Origin of the sequence: Dryocola boscaweniae (assembly GCF_025215095.1) — a bacterium.
Classification (GTDB): Bacteria; Pseudomonadota; Gammaproteobacteria; order Enterobacterales; family Enterobacteriaceae; genus Dryocola; species Dryocola boscaweniae.
On sequence record NZ_JALHAP010000078.1, the window covers coordinates 301,779 to 318,036 of the forward strand.

General features: G+C 50.3%; 16 protein-coding genes and 1 other annotated feature. Of the genes, 7 read left to right on the plus strand and 9 right to left on the minus strand.

Annotated elements, in window-relative coordinates:
• Positions 1–147: 147 nt before the first annotated feature.
• Complete coding sequence (locus MUA00_RS12430; protein ID WP_271123352.1) at positions 148–1,371, plus strand: oligosaccharide flippase family protein; 1,224 nt, start codon at positions 148–150, stop codon at positions 1,369–1,371.
• 1,452 nt (positions 1,372–2,823) lie between these two features.
• The gene (gene wzzB, locus MUA00_RS12445) at positions 2,824–3,804 is read left to right on the plus strand and encodes an LPS O-antigen chain length determinant protein WzzB (protein WP_271123353.1); all 981 of its coding nucleotides are present in this window, start codon (positions 2,824–2,826) and stop codon (positions 3,802–3,804) included.
• Positions 3,805–3,860: 56 nt separating this feature from the next.
• Here wzzB and hisIE read toward each other — a convergent pair whose 3' ends face one another.
• The 9 genes from hisIE to hisL form a co-directional block, all read right to left on the minus strand.
• Positions 3,861–4,472, minus strand: a complete 612-nt coding sequence (hisIE, locus tag MUA00_RS12450) for a bifunctional phosphoribosyl-AMP cyclohydrolase/phosphoribosyl-ATP diphosphatase HisIE (protein ID WP_271123354.1) — start codon at positions 4,470–4,472, stop codon at positions 3,861–3,863.
• Positions 4,466–5,242, minus strand: coding sequence for an imidazole glycerol phosphate synthase subunit HisF (hisF, locus tag MUA00_RS12455; protein WP_271123355.1), 777 nt, complete (start codon positions 5,240–5,242; stop codon positions 4,466–4,468). Before hisF ends, hisIE begins: the two co-directional genes overlap by 7 nt.
• Positions 5,224–5,961 (minus strand): 1-(5-phosphoribosyl)-5-[(5-phosphoribosylamino)methylideneamino]imidazole-4-carboxamide isomerase, encoded by a 738-nt coding sequence (gene hisA / locus MUA00_RS12460; protein ID WP_271123356.1) that lies wholly within the window; start codon positions 5,959–5,961, stop codon positions 5,224–5,226. Before hisA ends, hisF begins: the two co-directional genes overlap by 19 nt.
• A 5-nt stretch (positions 5,962–5,966) precedes the next feature.
• The gene (hisH, locus tag MUA00_RS12465; RefSeq protein ID WP_271123357.1) at positions 5,967–6,557 is read right to left on the minus strand and encodes an imidazole glycerol phosphate synthase subunit HisH; all 591 of its coding nucleotides are present in this window, start codon (positions 6,555–6,557) and stop codon (positions 5,967–5,969) included.
• On the minus strand, positions 6,557–7,624 hold the full coding sequence (hisB, locus tag MUA00_RS12470; protein ID WP_271123358.1) for a bifunctional histidinol-phosphatase/imidazoleglycerol-phosphate dehydratase HisB: 1,068 nt from the start codon (positions 7,622–7,624) through the stop codon (positions 6,557–6,559). The genes hisH and hisB overlap by 1 nt, the downstream gene beginning before the upstream one ends.
• A complete protein-coding gene (gene hisC / locus MUA00_RS12475; RefSeq protein ID WP_271123359.1) occupies positions 7,621–8,703 on the minus strand; it encodes a histidinol-phosphate transaminase in 1,083 nt (360 codons plus the stop codon). The genes hisB and hisC overlap by 4 nt, the downstream gene beginning before the upstream one ends.
• Complete coding sequence (gene hisD, locus MUA00_RS12480) at positions 8,700–10,022, minus strand: histidinol dehydrogenase (protein ID WP_271123360.1); 1,323 nt, start codon at positions 10,020–10,022, stop codon at positions 8,700–8,702. The genes hisC and hisD overlap by 4 nt, the downstream gene beginning before the upstream one ends.
• Before the next feature lie 4 nt (positions 10,023–10,026).
• Positions 10,027–10,926 (minus strand): ATP phosphoribosyltransferase, encoded by a 900-nt coding sequence (gene hisG / locus MUA00_RS12485; protein WP_271123361.1) that lies wholly within the window; start codon positions 10,924–10,926, stop codon positions 10,027–10,029.
• A gap of 36 nt (positions 10,927–10,962) precedes the next feature.
• Positions 10,963–11,085, minus strand: a sequence feature (His leader region).
• Complete coding sequence (hisL, locus tag MUA00_RS12490) at positions 11,061–11,111, minus strand: his operon leader peptide (protein ID WP_202304721.1); 51 nt, start codon at positions 11,109–11,111, stop codon at positions 11,061–11,063. (Overlaps the previous feature by 25 nt.)
• Before the next feature lie 198 nt (positions 11,112–11,309).
• Between hisL and MUA00_RS12495 the strand changes: the two genes are divergently transcribed.
• The 5 genes from MUA00_RS12495 to MUA00_RS12510 all read left to right on the plus strand — a co-directional run bounded on the left by MUA00_RS12495 (position 11,310) and on the right by MUA00_RS12510 (position 16,099).
• Positions 11,310–12,137 carry an SDR family oxidoreductase gene (locus tag MUA00_RS12495; protein ID WP_271123362.1) on the plus strand — a complete coding sequence of 276 codons (828 nt, stop codon included), beginning with the start codon at positions 11,310–11,312 and terminating at the stop codon, positions 12,135–12,137.
• Positions 12,138–12,176: 39 nt separating this feature from the next.
• The gene (locus MUA00_RS12500; RefSeq protein ID WP_271123363.1) at positions 12,177–13,103 is read left to right on the plus strand and encodes a LysR substrate-binding domain-containing protein; all 927 of its coding nucleotides are present in this window, start codon (positions 12,177–12,179) and stop codon (positions 13,101–13,103) included.
• 126 nt (positions 13,104–13,229) lie between these two features.
• Positions 13,230–14,528 carry a 4-aminobutyrate--2-oxoglutarate transaminase gene (gene gabT, locus MUA00_RS12505; RefSeq protein WP_271123364.1) on the plus strand — a complete coding sequence of 433 codons (1,299 nt, stop codon included), beginning with the start codon at positions 13,230–13,232 and terminating at the stop codon, positions 14,526–14,528.
• 154 nt (positions 14,529–14,682) lie between these two features.
• Complete coding sequence (gene yoeI / locus MUA00_RS21325; RefSeq protein ID WP_367597394.1) at positions 14,683–14,745, plus strand: membrane protein YoeI; 63 nt, start codon at positions 14,683–14,685, stop codon at positions 14,743–14,745.
• Positions 14,735–16,099 carry an APC family permease gene (locus MUA00_RS12510; RefSeq protein ID WP_271123365.1) on the plus strand — a complete coding sequence of 455 codons (1,365 nt, stop codon included), beginning with the start codon at positions 14,735–14,737 and terminating at the stop codon, positions 16,097–16,099. The genes yoeI and MUA00_RS12510 overlap by 11 nt, the downstream gene beginning before the upstream one ends.
• Positions 16,100–16,258: the final 159 nt, after the last annotated feature.

The window sequence follows — 16,258 nt, forward strand, 5'->3', positions numbered from 1 at the left end:
AAATTCTATTTTCTCAAAGATTAATTTTTCCTTTAGATGAAATACATTGGTTTTTTTATCGTGTTTTTATTTGCTCTATTTTTTTTGGAGTGTGTTTGGGGTGCTATATATTATAAATATGGAAGTGTTTTATTTGAAGAGATTTATATGAAGAAATTTGTATCGAAAGAGTTTTTGACAAATTTTGCTGGTTTGTCATCTATAAATGTGCTTGGTATTCTGCTACCATTATTAACAATGCCTTTTCTGTCAAGAAGTCTTGGCTCAGAAAGCTATGGCGTGGTGTTGCTTTTTTCAAGTCTCTTAATATTCATGGTCATTATTATTGACTATAGTACTAATATTAATGGCGTGAGAGATGCCGCTGTTAACATGAATGACAAAAGTCTTCTTCAAGATATTTATGATAAATATCAAGGGATTAGGCTTTTTTTTGCGTTAGCATTTATTCCTTTATCGTTAATATATTGTTTGCTTTACCTTAGTCTATTCGACACTTGGCAGTACATTGAGGTCATTTTAGTAAGCGTGCTTGGTTATTATTTATCTGCTCCATGGTTTCATCAGGGTACTTCAACCCTTGCTTTTTTCTCTGTAATTTCTATATTTACCCGTCTTCTGCAAACGGTTGCTATCTTTTATTTTGTACATGACGAAAATTCTGCATTTATTGCTATGAGACTCAATGCTTATTTTTTCTTAATTTCCGGTTTTATTATGTATTTATATCGATTGAAGAGGATGAGGATAAAGGAATCATATAAGATTTCCTTTCCCCTAAAAGATTTAAAAGAAGGATGGGATACTTTTCTTGGCGATTTCTCCCCAAATCTTTATAGTAATATTCCACCTTTAATTATCGGAGCTTTAGTTAACCCGGTAATTTTTGCATGTTACTCCTTAGCTATAAGAATGATTAATATTGCTGGTAGCTTTCAATCAATTGCGGCAAGAGCATTGTACCCACTTATTGTAAAGGGTACTGCAACTTTTAGAATATTATTTTGTATTAATTTAATAATGTCGATTGTTCCAGTTGTTATAATTATTTTTTTTGGTAGGGATTTGGTATTATTATTGTTGGGTAATGGATATGAGCAGTCTTATATTTACTTGTTGATATGTACTCCTAGTATTATTCTTTATTCAATACTATGTTCTTTTGCTTATGGTTTCTTTCTCCCTAACAGGCATGATAAAATTTTTAAAAGGATTTCCATTTTTTCGTCTGTTATTCCTGCGTTTATTGGCTATCCTCTTATTCATTTCTTTGATGTCTATGGCGCCATATTTATGTTGGTGCTAGCGAGAGCAATGTTTGCATTTTCTTATTCATATTTTTACTGGAGGTTAAACAAAAAATTAATATAACCAATTAGGAGTGTGCAAAGTTTTCAATGAATAGTAGTCGCTTGGTTGCGTCAATAATAAATATTTAGCTTGTGATTTTTAGTCTTTGTTGATAGTAACTCTTGCCTTCATTTTTTAGAATGTGAACAACATATTGTGGTGATGGGATTGGGTTTGGTTGTTTTATGTTTTTAGTTAATATTAATATTGTGTGGGAATAGGATACCGTTTAGTTTTCCTGTCTGCTCTCATTAAATAAAAAATCATAATGATTATTTTAAGGGTTATTAACTGCAAGTTAATATTAAGGTGATTGATTTTCATTGATAGAGTATGACTTTACAAAATTACAAAATTACTCACTTCCCTTTTTAGAGAGGTTTGAGTTTTGAAATCAATTACCTGATACAGTGATTTAATGTTGGCACCGGTTTCTATAACATCGCCTGGTAACATCGGCATCATATTTTTTCTGCTTCAACCTCTGATGCCTTTTCAACATCCCTCAGCTTGACAGGTAAACTATTGTTCATATTGTTAACGGGGGATATGGTGCGGAATTGATTGCCCGGGAGTTAGTTTCCACAGTCCCGTTTATGTCTACCCGAGGTATCCGGACAATCGCTTCAGCAATATAATTGATACAGGTGAGGTCACGCTGTATCTTACAATTGTTATAAATGTCAATACTTTTCCCTTCGGTCATAATCTTAGTGCGCTTAAAGAGTACTATGTCCGGACTGCCTCTTGGGGCATACACCGTAATGAAATGCAGGCCGTTGGTTGGCAGGTTATAAAGATAGTAGTAAGTATGCGACATCAGTTCGTTGACTTTTTTGATGGACGCTGGAGTGATGCCGGGTAGTCAACCGAGTCATCGGTAGAAAACGGCATTTTGCAGTTCAGACCATGTATGGAACAGGAAGAAGCGTACAGGAGATGGGGAACCTTGTTATGACAACAGACTTCAGCACACATGGCAAAACTATTTGCCGATGAGAAGTTTGATCGCGTGATTCACTTTGCAGTTCAGACCGGTGTGTGTTATTTGATCGAAAATCTGTACGCCTAGGCTGATTCAAAATTTTTTGGCCATTTATGTTATCACGGTTGGCCAGATACAGTTTAAAAAGCGTGAAATTTCCTGATAAAAAAATCTAAGTGCGCTGTATACGACTGACGTCGTATTAATCATACACGTTTTCAAGTTCAACAATTTGATGTCCTACTTTCAAAAACGCGCTTACCAACAAGGCCCGCTACACATGTAATCAGAAATTTCATATGGTTCCTCACCAAGCATCTACGCCATGACTGCTTAACTGCACCAAAATGGGGTTCATGATAGTGCGATATGCTCGGCTTACTAAACCTTTTTTCGATATAATTCATCTGATTCCTATAGTAAATTATTCAACAAGCGGTACACTAAGTGAATAATATTTTTTTACGCTTTTACCGCTAAAGGATTGTATGTCTCAGAACGACAATAACGTGGTCAGTCGTAGTAGTGACCCTGAGCAAATTGATTTCATTGATCTTATAATGCAGCTTTGGCGCGGTAAGTGGACGATTATCGCGTTTGTCATTGTTGCTATTGTGCTTGCAGGCGCGTATTTACTTGTTTCTAAAGAGAAATGGACTTCCACAGCGGTTATCACTCAGCCAGATGCTGCGCAAATTGCAACATACAACAACGCGTTAAACGCTATTTACGGCAATTCGGCACCCAACATTACGGATGTACAGAATCGTGTGGTTGGGCGCTTAAGTTCCTCAATGTCGGCCTTGTCCGAAACTCTGGCGAATCTGGAGGCACCTGAAACATTGACGATTGAACCTTCAGTGAAAGGCCAGCAGTTACCGCTGAAAATTTCCTATGTTAGCGATACTCCGGAGAATGCCCAGGCTAAGGTTGCTCAGTATCTTCAACAGGTTGATGAGCAAGTTGGCGCAGAGTTAGGGGTTGACCTTAACGACAGCATTAAAATGCAAATTACCACGCTTGAAGATTCTCTAAAAACTCAGGAAAAAGTGGCTCAGGAACAAAAAGATCTGCGTATTAAGCAGATCAGCGAGGCGCTGAAATTTGCTACAGAAGCAAAAGTTGCTTCACCTCAGTTACAGCAGACATCAGATGTGACTCAGGATACGATGTTTTTGTTAGGCAGCGAAGCGTTGTCCTCAATGATTAAAAATGAGGCGACTCGTCCATTGGTATTTTCTCCGGCTTATTACCAGACCAAACAAAACCTGTTCGATATCCAGAACCTGAAAATCGATCCTAAAACTATCCATGCGTATCGCTATGTGATGAAGCCAACCCTTCCTCTTCGCCGCGATAGCCCGAAAAAGGGTATTACCCTGATACTGGCGACGTTGCTGGGTGGAATGATTGGCGCTGGCGTGGTGTTAGGACGTAACGCGATTCGCAATTACAAAACCGTTGCTTAGTTTTTCAAATGAAACAAAAAGGCCGCATCAGCGGCCTTTTTCACATCCGGACAAAATCACTTATGCCGCTTACGCAAATTCTCGATCACTGCGCTCAAATCTAAATCCTGATCCTGCAGTAGCACCAGCAGGTGATACATCAAATCCGATGCCTCATTAGTCAACTCATGGCGATCGTTTACCGTCGCTGCCAGCGCGGTTTCAACGCCTTCTTCACCCACTTTCTGCGCGATGCGCTTGGTGCCGCTGGCGTACAATTTTGCGGTGTACGAACTTTCCGGATCGGCAGTTTTGCGCGATGCCAGCAGCTCTTCCAGCTCAAATAAGAAATGCCAGCTATGTTTGGCTGGAGCGAAGCAGCTTGAGTTACCGAGGTGGCAGGTCGGGCCAATCGGATTTGCCAGCACCAGCAGGGTGTCGTTGTCGCAATCAGGCGTGATGCTGACTACATTCAGGAAATTGCCGGAGGTTTCGCCCTTCGTCCACAGGCGCTGTTTGGTACGCGAGTAGAAGGTAACCTTGCCGCTCTGTTCTGTCTGCGCCAAAGCTTCGGGATTCATATATCCCAGCATCAACACTTCGCCTGATACGGCATGTTGTACGATGACCGGTATCAGGTCATTGGTTTTTACCCAGTCCAGTTGGGCTCGTTGCTGTTGTGTTAACACACTCTTATCTCCACACCTTGCCGAGCCAGATAATTTTTCAGCTCACCAATATTAATAATCTGTTTATGGAACACGGAAGCTGCCAGCGCACCATCAACGTCTGCGACACGGAAGGCCTCCAGGAAATGCTCCATAGTCCCCGCGCCACCAGAAGCAATCAGCGGTACATGACAAACCTCACGCACTTTGCGCAATTGTTCCAGGTCATAACCGTTACGCACGCCGTCCTGGTTCATCATATTAAGTACGATTTCCCCGGCGCCGCGTTTTTGCACTTCCTGCACCCAGTCCAGAGTTTCCCATTGTGTTACCCGCGTACGGTTTTCATCGCCGGTATACTGATTAACGTGATATTTGCCTGTTTCGCTGTCAAACCAGGTATCAATCCCCACCACAATGCACTGCACGCCAAAGCGATCCGCCAGGCGGGTAATGAGTTCGGGATCGGCCAGAGCAGGGGAGTTGATGGAAATTTTGTCCGCGCCAAACGACAAAATTTTTGCCGCATCGTCAGCAGATTTGATCCCACCCGCAACGCAGAAAGGAATGTCGATAACTTCCGCCACGCGTGAAACCCAGCTTTTATCCACAACACGGCCATCGCTCGAGGCGGTGATATCGTAAAATACCAGCTCGTCTGCGCCTTCCTGCGCGTAGCGCTGGGCGAGAGGAACGATGTCGCCGATAATTTCGTGGTTGCGAAACTGCACGCCTTTTACAACCTGTCCGTCACGTACGTCCAGGCAGGGAATTATCCGTTTTGCCAGCATGAGATCGCCTCCGCTACGTTGAATTTTCCTTCCAGTAAAGCACGTCCGACGATCACGCCGCGCACCCCCGTGCCCCGCAGGGCTGCAATATCATTAATGTCGCCAATTCCGCCGGAGGACTGAAACGCGATCTGCGGATAGCGCGCGCAGACCTCTTCATAAAGAGATACGTTAGAGCCTGCGAGCGTTCCATCCCGGGAAATATCCGTGCAGAGCACGTGTTTTAGCCCCACCGGCAGATAAGTTTCCACCAGTTCTTCGAGTGAAACGCCGGAATTCTCCTGCCAGCCGCTTACAGCAACCTGTTTGTTGCCTTGCTCATCAATTCGCACGTCCAGCGCCAGCACCAAAGCGTCCGCACCGAACCGGGTAAACCAGCCTTTCACAACTTCAGGAGATTTTACCGCCGTTGAGCCAACCACCACGCGTGCAACGCCTGCTTCCAGCAAGGCCGCAACGTCCTCTTCAGTGCGAACCCCGCCGCCAACCTGAACCGGTATCGTCACACCAGCGACCAATGCTTTGATCAGAGGTATCTGACGTTTTGCCGGATCTTTTGCACCGGTTAGGTCAACCAGATGCAGCACCTCTGCGCCTTGCGCCTGATAATCCTGCAGGCGAGGCAGCGGATCGCTACCGTAATCACGCTGCTGGCTGTAATCTCCCTGATGGAGACGCACCACTTTGCCGTCAATTAAATCGAGAGCGGGAATAATCATCGTGCTTACATCTCCAGGAAATTCTTAAGCAGTTTTGCTCCGGCGCTACCTGAACGTTCAGGGTGAAATTGCACGCCATAGAAGTTGTCTTTTTGCACGGCCGCAGTGAACGGTTCGCCGTAACTTGCCTGCGCGATTGTGCTGGCGCATACCGGCATTGCGTAGCTATGCACGAAGTAGAAATATGAGCCGTCTTCGATATCACGGAACAGGCGATCGCCCGCCTTTGGATAAACGCGGTTCCAGCCCATATGCGGCAACGGCAGGCCATGGTCGGTCATTTTCAGGACAGGTTCGTCAATAATGCCGAGCGTTTTGACGCCCTGGTTTTCGTCGCTGTGGCTGCCAAGAATCTGCATGCCGAGACAAATACCCAGCACCGGCTGCGTACAAGCCTGAATCAGTTCGATCAAATTGCGTTCGCGGATCTGGTCCATCGCCGCCTGCGCTGTGCCGACGCCGGGCAAAAAGAGTTTGTCTGCGCGCAGCACTACATCCGCATCGCGACTTACTACCGGGTCATAACCCAGGCGCTTAATCGATGATTTTACCGATAGCAGATTGGCGCAGCCGGTATCAAGAATCACCACGTTCATCACAACACTCCTTTTGAGGAGGGCAGCGTGTCGCCTTCAACGCGAATCGCCTGGCGCAGCGTGCGGCCAAACACCTTGAAAAGGCTCTCGACGCGGTGATGGTCGTTTTTGCCTTTGGTTTTCAGGTGCAGCGTGACGCCCATGGTGTAAGACAGGGAACGGAAGAAATGCTCAACCATCTCAGTGCTGAGATCGCCCACGCGCTGGAAGTTATATTCGGCTTTATATTCAAGATGCGGACGGCCGGAGATATCCAGCGCGCAGCGCGCCAGACATTCGTCCATCGGCAGCGTGAAACCAAAGCGGGTAATACCGCGTTTATCGCCCAGCGCGATTTTCAGCGCTTCGCCCAGCGCAAGGCCTGTATCTTCAACGGTATGGTGATCGTCGATGTACAGATCGCCTTTCACGCTGATTTCCATGCGGAAGCCGCCGTGAGTCGCTATCTGATCCAACATGTGGTCAAAGAAACCGACGCCGGTGTTGATCTTGCTGCCGCCTTCGCGATCGAGCCAGACCTGCACGTCAATCTGCGTCTCTTTCGTGGCGCGCTCAACGTGAGCATAACGGTCACGTTTGGTGAGCCGGTCGCTTATCATCGGCCAGTTCAGGGATTCGCCGTGGTAGCGCAGCCCCTGAATACCCATGTTTTGCGCAAGTTCGATATCGGTGGCGCGGTCGCCAATCACGTAGCTGTTTGGTTTATCCAGCACGCCTTCTTCCAGATAGCCTTTTACCATCGCAAGTTTGGGTTTGCGGCAGTCGCATTCATCCGCCGGTAAATGCGGGCAAATCAGCACATCGTCAAAATTCACGCCCTGTGAGGTGAATATCTGCATCATCATGTTGTGCGGCCCGTCAAAATCGGCCTGCGGGAAGCTTGCTGTGCCCAGCCCATCCTGATTAGTGATCATCACTAATTTGTAGCCTGCTTTTTGTAATTGCAGCAGGGCGGGGATCACCGCTGGTTCAAAGGCGAGTTTGTCCATACGATCCACCTGAAAATCAGATGGTGGTTCGGAAATTAAGGTGCCGTCACGGTCGATAAAAAGGATTTTCTGGCTCACACGCCCTCCGTGGCCGTCAGGCCGGGTTGTTGGCGCAGCGCAGCAATGGTGCGCTCGCATTCTTCAAGGGTGCCAACGGTAATCCGCAGGCAGCCGCTTAACGATGGTTGTTTATTCTGATCGCGTAAGATAATGCCCTGATCCCACAGAGATTTAAACACCGCGCTTGAGGCGGTTATTCTTGCCAGCACATAGTTGGTTTCCGATTCGAAAACCTGTTCAACGCAGGCAACATCTTTCAGGGCGTTAATCAAATATTGTCTGTTAACCAGTACTTCCGCCACGCGCTCACGCATTGCATTTATTCCCTGCGTGCTTAACGCCTGGGCGGCGATGTCGGCGACGGGTGTAGACAGCGGATAAGGCGCGATCACTTTCATCAGCAGGTTGATAACTTCTTCGTTAGCCAGCGTAAATCCACAGCGCAGGCCAGCCAGGGCAAACGCTTTAGACAGCGTACGCAGCACGACAAGGTGAGGATACTCTTCAAGCCAGCCGACAAGCGTCGCCTGCGGACAAAATTCGATATAAGCTTCGTCTGCCACAACCAGAGCCTTGCCGCGCGCCATTTCCAGCAGAACACGGAAATCCTGAGGATTGATTATCTGCCCGGTTGGATTGTTCGGGCTGCAAACGTAAATCACTTTTACGCCGTCAAGCTTTTCTGCGATAGCAGATAAATCGAGCTGCCAGTTTTGCAGGGTTTGCACCGTGCGGCATTCCACGCCGAAAGACTCCGCGCTGACGGTGTACATGCCATAGGTTGGCGGGCAGTAAAGTACGGCGTCTTTGCCTGGTTCGCAGAAGGCACGAATGAGCAGTTCGATGCCTTCGTCGGCGCCGCGGCTCACCAGCACCTGTTCCGGTTTCACACCCGCATAGGCGGCGTAGCGCTCGATAACTAATTTAGGCTGGCATTCCGGATAACGGTTCAGCGACTGCTGGGTCAGTTCATACTCAACGGCTGTCGGATATTCGTTGGCGTTCAGCCACACATCGCCGCTGCCGCCCAGCCGTCGGGCCGACTGATAAGGGGTCAGGGCGCGAACGTTTTCGCGGGCTAACTCTTCAATGCTCATTGCATCTTCTCCTTTTTATTGCTGTTGAGAGCCGCAACGCGCAGGGTAACTGCGTTTTTATGGGCATCCAGCAGCTCGGCGGCGGCCAGCGTTTCAATGGTTTTCGCAAGGCTTGCAAAGCCCTGCGGTGAGAGCTCCTGCACGGTCATACGCTTCTGGAAATCTGCCAGGCCAAGGCTTGAGCACGTTGAGGTATAGCCGTAAGTCGGCAGGACATGGTTTGTGCCGGATGCGTAATCCCCAGCGGATTCCGGAGACCAGTCGCCGAGGAATACTGAACCAGCGCTGGTAATGCTATCGACCAGATCGCGGGCGTTTCGGGTCTGAATAATCAGGTGCTCCGGGCCGTACTGGTTGGAGATTTCAATGCATTGCGCCAGATCGCGCGCCAAAATCAGCCGGCTGCTTTCCAGCGCTTTGCGGGCTGTTTCTGCGCGAGGCAGCGCGGCTAGCTGGCGTTCGACGGCTTCTGCTACCGCCCGTGCCATTTCGGCGTCGGGCGTGAGCAAGATCACCTGCGAATCCGGGCCATGTTCGGCCTGGGAAAGCAGATCGGATGCTACGAAATCGGGCGTAGCGCCGCTGTCGGCAATCACCAGCACTTCGGAAGGGCCGGCCGGCATGTCGATTGCCGCGCCGTCAAGACGCTGGCTGACCTGCCGTTTTGCTTCAGTCACAAAAGCGTTGCCCGGACCGAAAATTTTATCCACTTTTGGAATGCTTTCGGTGCCCAGCGCCAGCGCGGCAATGGCCTGCGCGCCGCCAACCTGAAACACCTGTTGCACGCCACAAAGCTGCGCTGCATACAGGATTTCGTCGGCAATCGGCGGCGGCGAGCACAGCACGACTTTCTTACAGCCAGCGATACGTGCCGGGGTGGCAAGCATCAACACGGTAGAAAACAGCGGCGCAGTGCCGCCGGGAATATACAGACCAACTGACGCAACCGGACGCGTCACCTGCTGGCAACGCACGCCCGGCATAGTTTCTACGTCAACCGGTGCGAGCTGCTGCGCAACATGGAATTTTTCGATATTGGCGACGGCAACCGCCATCGCCTCTTTAATTTCCGTGCCAAGACGGGCAACCGCCGCGGCAATTTCTTGATCTGTTACCTTCAACTGCTGCACTTCAGTTTTATCAAATTTGGCGCTGTACTCGCGTAAAGCCGCATCGCCGTTGGCTTTCACGTTATTCAGAATGTCCGCCACGGTGCGCGTGATGCTTTCTGAAGCGGAAATAGCCGGGCGCATCAGAAGCTGTTCCTGCGCGGCTTTATCGCAGTCATTCCAGAAAATTGGCGTATTGAAGTTCGACATGGGTTTACTCCATCATCTTCTCAATTGGCAGCACCAGAATGGAGCTTGCACCCAGCGCTTTGAGTTTTTCCATGGTTTCCCAGAACAGGGTTTCGCTGCTCACCATGTGCATCGCCACGCGCTGCTGATCGCCTGCCAGCGGCAGAATGGTTGGGCGTTCGGCGCCAGGCAGCAGAGCGACTATCTCGTCCAGGCGCTCGCTTGGCGCGTGCAGCATAATGTATTTAGATTCGCGCGCCTGAATCACGCCCTGAATACGGGTCATTAATTTGTCGATCAGTTGCTGCTTGGCTTCCGGCATTTCGCCGTCGCGCTGGATCAGGCAGGCTTTGGAGCGGTAAATCACTTCCACTTCGCGCAGGCCGTTTGCTTCAAGGGTGGCGCCGGTGGAAACCAGGTCGCAAATGGCGTCAGCCAGACCGGCGCGTGGGGCAACTTCAACGGAACCGTTTAACAGGCAGGATTTAAACTGCACGCCTTTACCATCAAGATAGCGCTTTAGCAGGTGAGGATAAGACGTTGCGATACGCTTGTTGTTCAGGCAAGCAGGACCATCCCAGGGATCGTCTACGGAAACAGCCAGCGAGAAGCGACAACCGCCGAAATCCAGACGACGCAGGGTGAAATAACGCGGGTCTTCGCCCTGCGCGCGGCGGGTCAGCAACTCTTCTTCCAGCACGTTTTCACCAATGATGCCCAGATCTACCACGCCGTCCATTACCAGGCCGGGAATGTCGTCGTCACGCACGCGCAGAATGTCGATGGGCATATTTTCTGCCAGCGCAATTAAACGCTGGGTGTGCAGATTGATTTTTATGCCGCAGCGGGCCAGTAATTCGCGTGAATCATCGCTAAGTCGCCCGGATTTCTGAATAGCTATGCGTAAACGGTTATTGTCTAACATTGGTCGTTGCCCCTTAGTCATGCCTGTCTGTCGTCCAAAAAAAAGCCCCCGAAAGAAATCTTCCGGGGGCTTCATCACTCGTTCATGCACCTCTGGAAGATCTTTTCGTCTTCCAGCACACATCGCCTGAAAGACTAGTCAGGATGATGGTGATGATGGTGGCTTGCAGTTTGAACGCGTGTCATAAAATTCTCGTATGAATGTTTATTCATGATGTGCTTTTAACGTAAACCAGATTCAGCGTTGAGCGCAAGGGCTTTTTACCCTCATGTTTAATATTCTGTTTGAGCACGCTAATTGTCAGTTCGCTTAACGTGGCGTAGCCTTATTACAGGCGAGTCAAACCAGCGCAGCATAAAATGCTGCGTCTCAGGAGAGAAGGCATGAAAAAGGTTGCGATTGTCGGGTTAGGATGGTTGGGCATGCCGCTTGCGCTGTCATTATCAGCGCGAGGCTGGCAGGTTACAGGAAGCAAAACTACGCTCGACGGCGTTGAAGCGGCGCGCATGTGCGGTATCGATAGTTATCAACTGCAACTGACGCCGGAACTGGTTTGCGATAGCGACGATCTGGATGCGCTATTAAACGTTGACGCGCTTGTCATTACGCTTCCCGCTCGCCGGACAGGCGAAGGTGATGATTTTTATCTGCAGGCGGTGCAGGAAATTGTCGATAGCGCTCTGGCGCATCAAATTCCGCGTATCATTTTTACCAGTTCGACTTCCGTTTACGGGGACGTTGAGGGAACGGTGAAAGAGAGCTCAATGCTTGCCCCGGCTACCGCCAGCGGACGCGTGTTAAAAGAGCTGGAGCAGTGGCTGCATGATTTGCCGGGCACGTCAGTCGATATCCTGCGTCTGGCGGGGCTGGTGGGGCCGGAACGCCACCCGGGACGTTTTCTTGCCGGCAAAGCGGATGTCGCCAACGGCAGTCATGGCGTTAATCTGGTTCACCTTGAAGATGTTATTTCCGCAATTACGCTTCTGCTGCAGGCTCCTAAGGGTGGACACATCTATAATTTATGTGCGCCCGCTCATCCATCGCGTGAAGAGTTTTATTCCCAGATGGCGCGCCAGCTCAATCTGGCGGCGCCGACGTTTCGCGCGCAGGAAAAATCGGGGCACGGCAAGCTTGTGGACGGCAGCCGTATTTGCAATGAACTGGGGTTTGAATATCAGTATCCAAATCCGTTAGTGATGCCCATGCAGTAGCGCAGCGGGTGGCATTGCTCGTTACCGCAGGGGGCGAGTTTGAAACCATTGCTGGACGTATTGATCATACTTGATACCCTCGATAAAGAAGGGAGCTTTGCTGCGGCAGCGACAAAGCTCTTTAAAACCCCCTCCGCGCTCAGTTACACCGTTCAAAAACTCGAAAACGACCTCAATATCCAAATTCTCGACCGCTCCGGTCATCGGGCGCGTTTTACGCGAACCGGCCAGCTTCTGCTGGAAAAAGGCCGCGAAGTTCTGCATACGGTACGCGAACTGGAACAGCAGGCGATTAAGCTTCATCAGGGCTGGGAAAACGAGCTGGTGATTGGCGTGGATGATTCCTTCCCGTTTTCATTGCTCACGCCGCTTATCGAGGCCTTTTATAAAAGCTACAGCGTAACGCGCCTGAAGTTTATTAACGGCGTGCTGGGCGGATCGTGGGAGGCGCTCACCGAGGGGAGGGCGGATATTATTGTCGGCGCGATGAGCGATCCCCCGTCGCTGAGCGGATTTGGATTTACGTTGCTCGGGCAACTGGAGATCGTCTTTGTTGTCGCCCCTCACCATCCGCTGGCAGAAGCGGAAGAACCGCTAACCCGACGCATGATCAAACGCAGCAGGGCGGTCGTTGTCGGTGACACCTCTCGTCTTGAACCCTCGCGTGCGATGCACCTTCTTGAAGATCAGGAAGCGATCACCGTATTTGACTTCAAAACCAAGCTTGAACTGCAAATCAGCGGCATCGGCTGCGGTTATATGCCGCGCTATATGGCCCAGCGTTTCATCGAAAGCGGCGTATTGGTTGAGAAGCAGGTCGTTTCTCATGTGCCTTTTGTGCCTGTCTGGATCGGCTGGAATGAGCAAACCGCCGGGCTTGCCAGCGAGTGGTGGCGGGAACAAATCGTCGCCAGCCCAGAAATCGCCACCGTTTACGGCACGACGAAAAATAATGCTTCCGGGTGAGTGGCAGACCCCCGGCCCCACATCTATTGTTAAAAATGGATCGATATTTCTTCTGAATATGTCTTCGCGTTGAAATTTTCCCCCCTGCTTTAATTTGCAGAGGTTTTTTGTGCGCAAGGAGTCCGTATGAAGCAAACCAATCAACAATGGCAGTCGCGGCGTGAGCAGGCGGTTCCTCACGGAGTGGGTAATTTGCTGCCTGTCTATATAGATAAAGCAAAGAACGCTGAATTATGGGATGTGGAAGGCAATCGTTACATTGATTTTGCGTCAGGTATCGCCGTCCTGAATACGGGACATAACCATCCGGCAGTGATAGAAGCGGTTCGTCAACAGTTGGACCATTTCACCCATCCCTGTTTCCAGGTTACGCCTTATGGCAACTATATCGAGCTTGCTGAACGCCTGAATAAACTGGCCCCGATTAGTGAACCTTGCCAGACTTTATTTCTTACAACCGGCGCAGAAGCGGTTGAGAACGCAATCAAAGTCGCGCGAATAGCTACCGGCCGTTCGGCGGTGATTGCTTTTCGCGGCGCATTTCACGGGCGCACTTTATTAGGCATGGCGTTAACCGGCAAAGTGCAGCCTTATAAAAAAGGTTACGGCCCGTTCCCGGCGGGTATTTATCACGCACCTTATCCTGCCGCCTATCTTGGCGTTACGGACACCCAGGCGCTTGCCTCGCTGGCGGGTATTTTCGCCGCCGACGTTTCGCCTGACGAGGTCGCCGCAATTATTATCGAGCCGGTGCAGGGAGAAGGCGGTTTTTACGCCGCCTCGCCGCAGTTTATGAAGCAGCTTCGTTCCATTTGCGACAAACACGGCATCGTGCTGATAGTTGATGAAATCCAGAGCGGCTTCTGCCGCACGGGCAAAACGTTCGCTATTGAGCACAGCGAAGTCGAACCGGATTTGATTACCATGGCGAAAAGCCTGGCGGGCGGCTTCCCGCTTTCGGCGCTGGTAGGAAAAAAATCACTGTTTGATAAAGCGCTGCCGGGCGGACTTGGCGGCACTTACGCAGGGTCGCCTGTCGCCATCGCCGCGGCGCTGGCCGTGACCGATATCATTGAGAAAGAACAGCTAAACCTGCGTGCTCAGGCGATAGGGGAGCAAATCACCACAAAATTGCATCAACTGGCTGAGCGATTTGACTGCATTGGCGATGTGCGCGGATACGGCGCGATGATTGCTATGGAACTGGTCGAAGGGCGCGACAGCCACCGCCCGGATAAGGAACTTACCGCCGCGCTGGTGCAGGAGGCGGGCCGTCAGGGGCTTGTCCTTTTATCCTGTGGAGTACGCGCAAACGTCATCAGATTCCTGGTGCCGCTAACCGCCGAAAAAGAAATTGTTAATCAAGGCCTCAACATCTTGTCATCCTGCCTCGAATTGGTGCAAAATACGCGCCTCACAAAATGAGATTAAAAAACCGACGTTAAACGCGTCGGTTATTTTTTTGCATTGAGTCTAAGCAGTTAAACAGGCATCCGCCAAAAAAACCAAGAGGCCGGGCTTCGTACCGGATAGATATTAGCTTTTAAAAAACGACAGTCGTGTCGCCGAGGAAAACAAGATGGGGCAGTTTTTTGCTTTTGCGCATGTATCCGCCGTTTGGGGGAATGACCATGTCGCTTAACGTCACCGCAGGTGCAAACACCCGCCCAGGTCTGCGTAAGACCCTGACGCTGGTTCCGGTAGTTATGATGGGCCTTGCCTACATGCAGCCGATGACCTTGTTTGATACTTTCGGTATTGTTTCCGGGATGACCGATGGCCATGTGCCGACGGCTTATGCCTTTGCTCTGGTGGCGATTCTGTTCACCGCGCTGAGCTATGGCAAGCTGGTGCGTCGTTTCCCGTCTGCGGGTTCCGCCTATACCTACGCCCAGAAAGCAATCAACCCTACCGTTGGGTTTATGGTTGGCTGGTCATCGCTGCTGGACTACCTGTTCATGCCGATGATCAACATTCTGCTGGCAAAAATTTACTTTGAAGCGCTGGTGCCAGGCGTGCCGTCGTGGCTGTTCGTTGTTGCGCTGGTGGCCTTTATGACCATCTCTAACCTGCGCAGCATTAAAACCGTGGCCAACTTCAACACCCTGATTGTGGTGCTGCAGATGGGCATCGTTGCGGTAATTGTTGGCCTGATTGTTTATGGAGTTTCCCACGGTGAAGGCGCAGGTACGCTGACCAGCAGCCGTCCATTCTGGTCCGGTGATGCGCACGTAGTACCGATGATTACCGGCGCGACAATCCTGTGCTTCTCGTTCCTCGGTTTTGACGGTATCTCTTCCTTGTCTGAAGAGACCAAAGACGCTGAGCGCGTGATCCCAAAAGCCATCTTCCTGACCGCGCTGATTGGCGGGATGGTATTTATCGTTGCATCTTATTTCCTGCAACTGTACTTCCCGGACATCTCTCGCTTTAAGGAGCCGGATGCATCCCAGCCGGAAATCATGCTCTATGTAGCGGGCAAAACCTTCCAGTGGGGCGTGCTGATTTTCTCCAGCGTGACCGTTCTGGCTTCCGGTATGGCGGCGCATGCGGGCGTTTCTCGTCTGATGTACGTGATGGGCCGTGACGGCGTCTTCCCGACCCGTTTCTTCGGTTATATCCATCCGAAATGGCGTACTCCGGCATGGAACGTGCTGCTGGTAGGGGCAATTGCGCTTCTGGCGATCCGCTTTGACCTGGTTACTGCGACTGCGCTGATTAACTTTGGCGCCCTGGTGGCATTCACCTTTGTGAACCTGTCAGTTATCTCCCAGTTCTGGATCCGTGAAAAACGCAACAAGACCCTGAAAGACCACTTCAACTATCTGGTTCTGCCGGTGTGCGGCGCTCTGACCGTTGGCGCGCTGTGGATAAACCTGGAAGAGAGCTCGATGATCCTTGGGCTGGTGTGGGGTGCAGTGGGCCTGATTTACCTGGCCTGCGTCACTCGTAGCTTCCGTAACCCGGTGCCGCAGTACAACGAAGACGTAGCATAATTGCTGTCGATATAAAAATGGCTCCTGCGGGAGTAATGCCGATCAGTTAAGGATCGGTTGACCGATCCTGTGGCTGTGTAAGAATCCGGAAATGCTCACCCGTTTCCGGATTTTTTTATGCATATTGGACAGGCTCTTGATCTCGTTTCACGCTACGAC

Excerpts from the sequence above, each read along its gene's own strand:
- MUA00_RS12495 (WP_271123362.1), top strand. The coding sequence starts at position 11,310 with ATGAAAAAGGTTGCGATTGTCGGGTTAGGATGGTTGGGCATGCCGCTT.
- hisF (WP_271123355.1), bottom strand. The coding sequence starts at position 5,242 with ATGCTGGCAAAACGGATAATTCCCTGCCTGGACGTACGTGACGGACAG.
- hisA (WP_271123356.1), bottom strand. The coding sequence starts at position 5,961 with ATGATTATTCCCGCTCTCGATTTAATTGACGGCAAAGTGGTGCGTCTC.
- wzzB (WP_271123353.1), top strand. The coding sequence starts at position 2,824 with ATGTCTCAGAACGACAATAACGTGGTCAGTCGTAGTAGTGACCCTGAG.
- hisH (WP_271123357.1), bottom strand. The coding sequence starts at position 6,557 with ATGAACGTGGTGATTCTTGATACCGGCTGCGCCAATCTGCTATCGGTA.
- hisD (WP_271123360.1), bottom strand. The coding sequence starts at position 10,022 with ATGTCGAACTTCAATACGCCAATTTTCTGGAATGACTGCGATAAAGCC.
- hisC (WP_271123359.1), bottom strand. The coding sequence starts at position 8,703 with ATGAGCATTGAAGAGTTAGCCCGCGAAAACGTTCGCGCCCTGACCCCT.
- gabT (WP_271123364.1), top strand. The coding sequence starts at position 13,230 with ATGAAGCAAACCAATCAACAATGGCAGTCGCGGCGTGAGCAGGCGGTT.
- MUA00_RS12510 (WP_271123365.1), top strand. The coding sequence starts at position 14,735 with ATGTCGCTTAACGTCACCGCAGGTGCAAACACCCGCCCAGGTCTGCGT.
- MUA00_RS12430 (WP_271123352.1), top strand. The coding sequence starts at position 148 with ATGAAGAAATTTGTATCGAAAGAGTTTTTGACAAATTTTGCTGGTTTG.
- hisG (WP_271123361.1), bottom strand. The coding sequence starts at position 10,926 with ATGTTAGACAATAACCGTTTACGCATAGCTATTCAGAAATCCGGGCGA.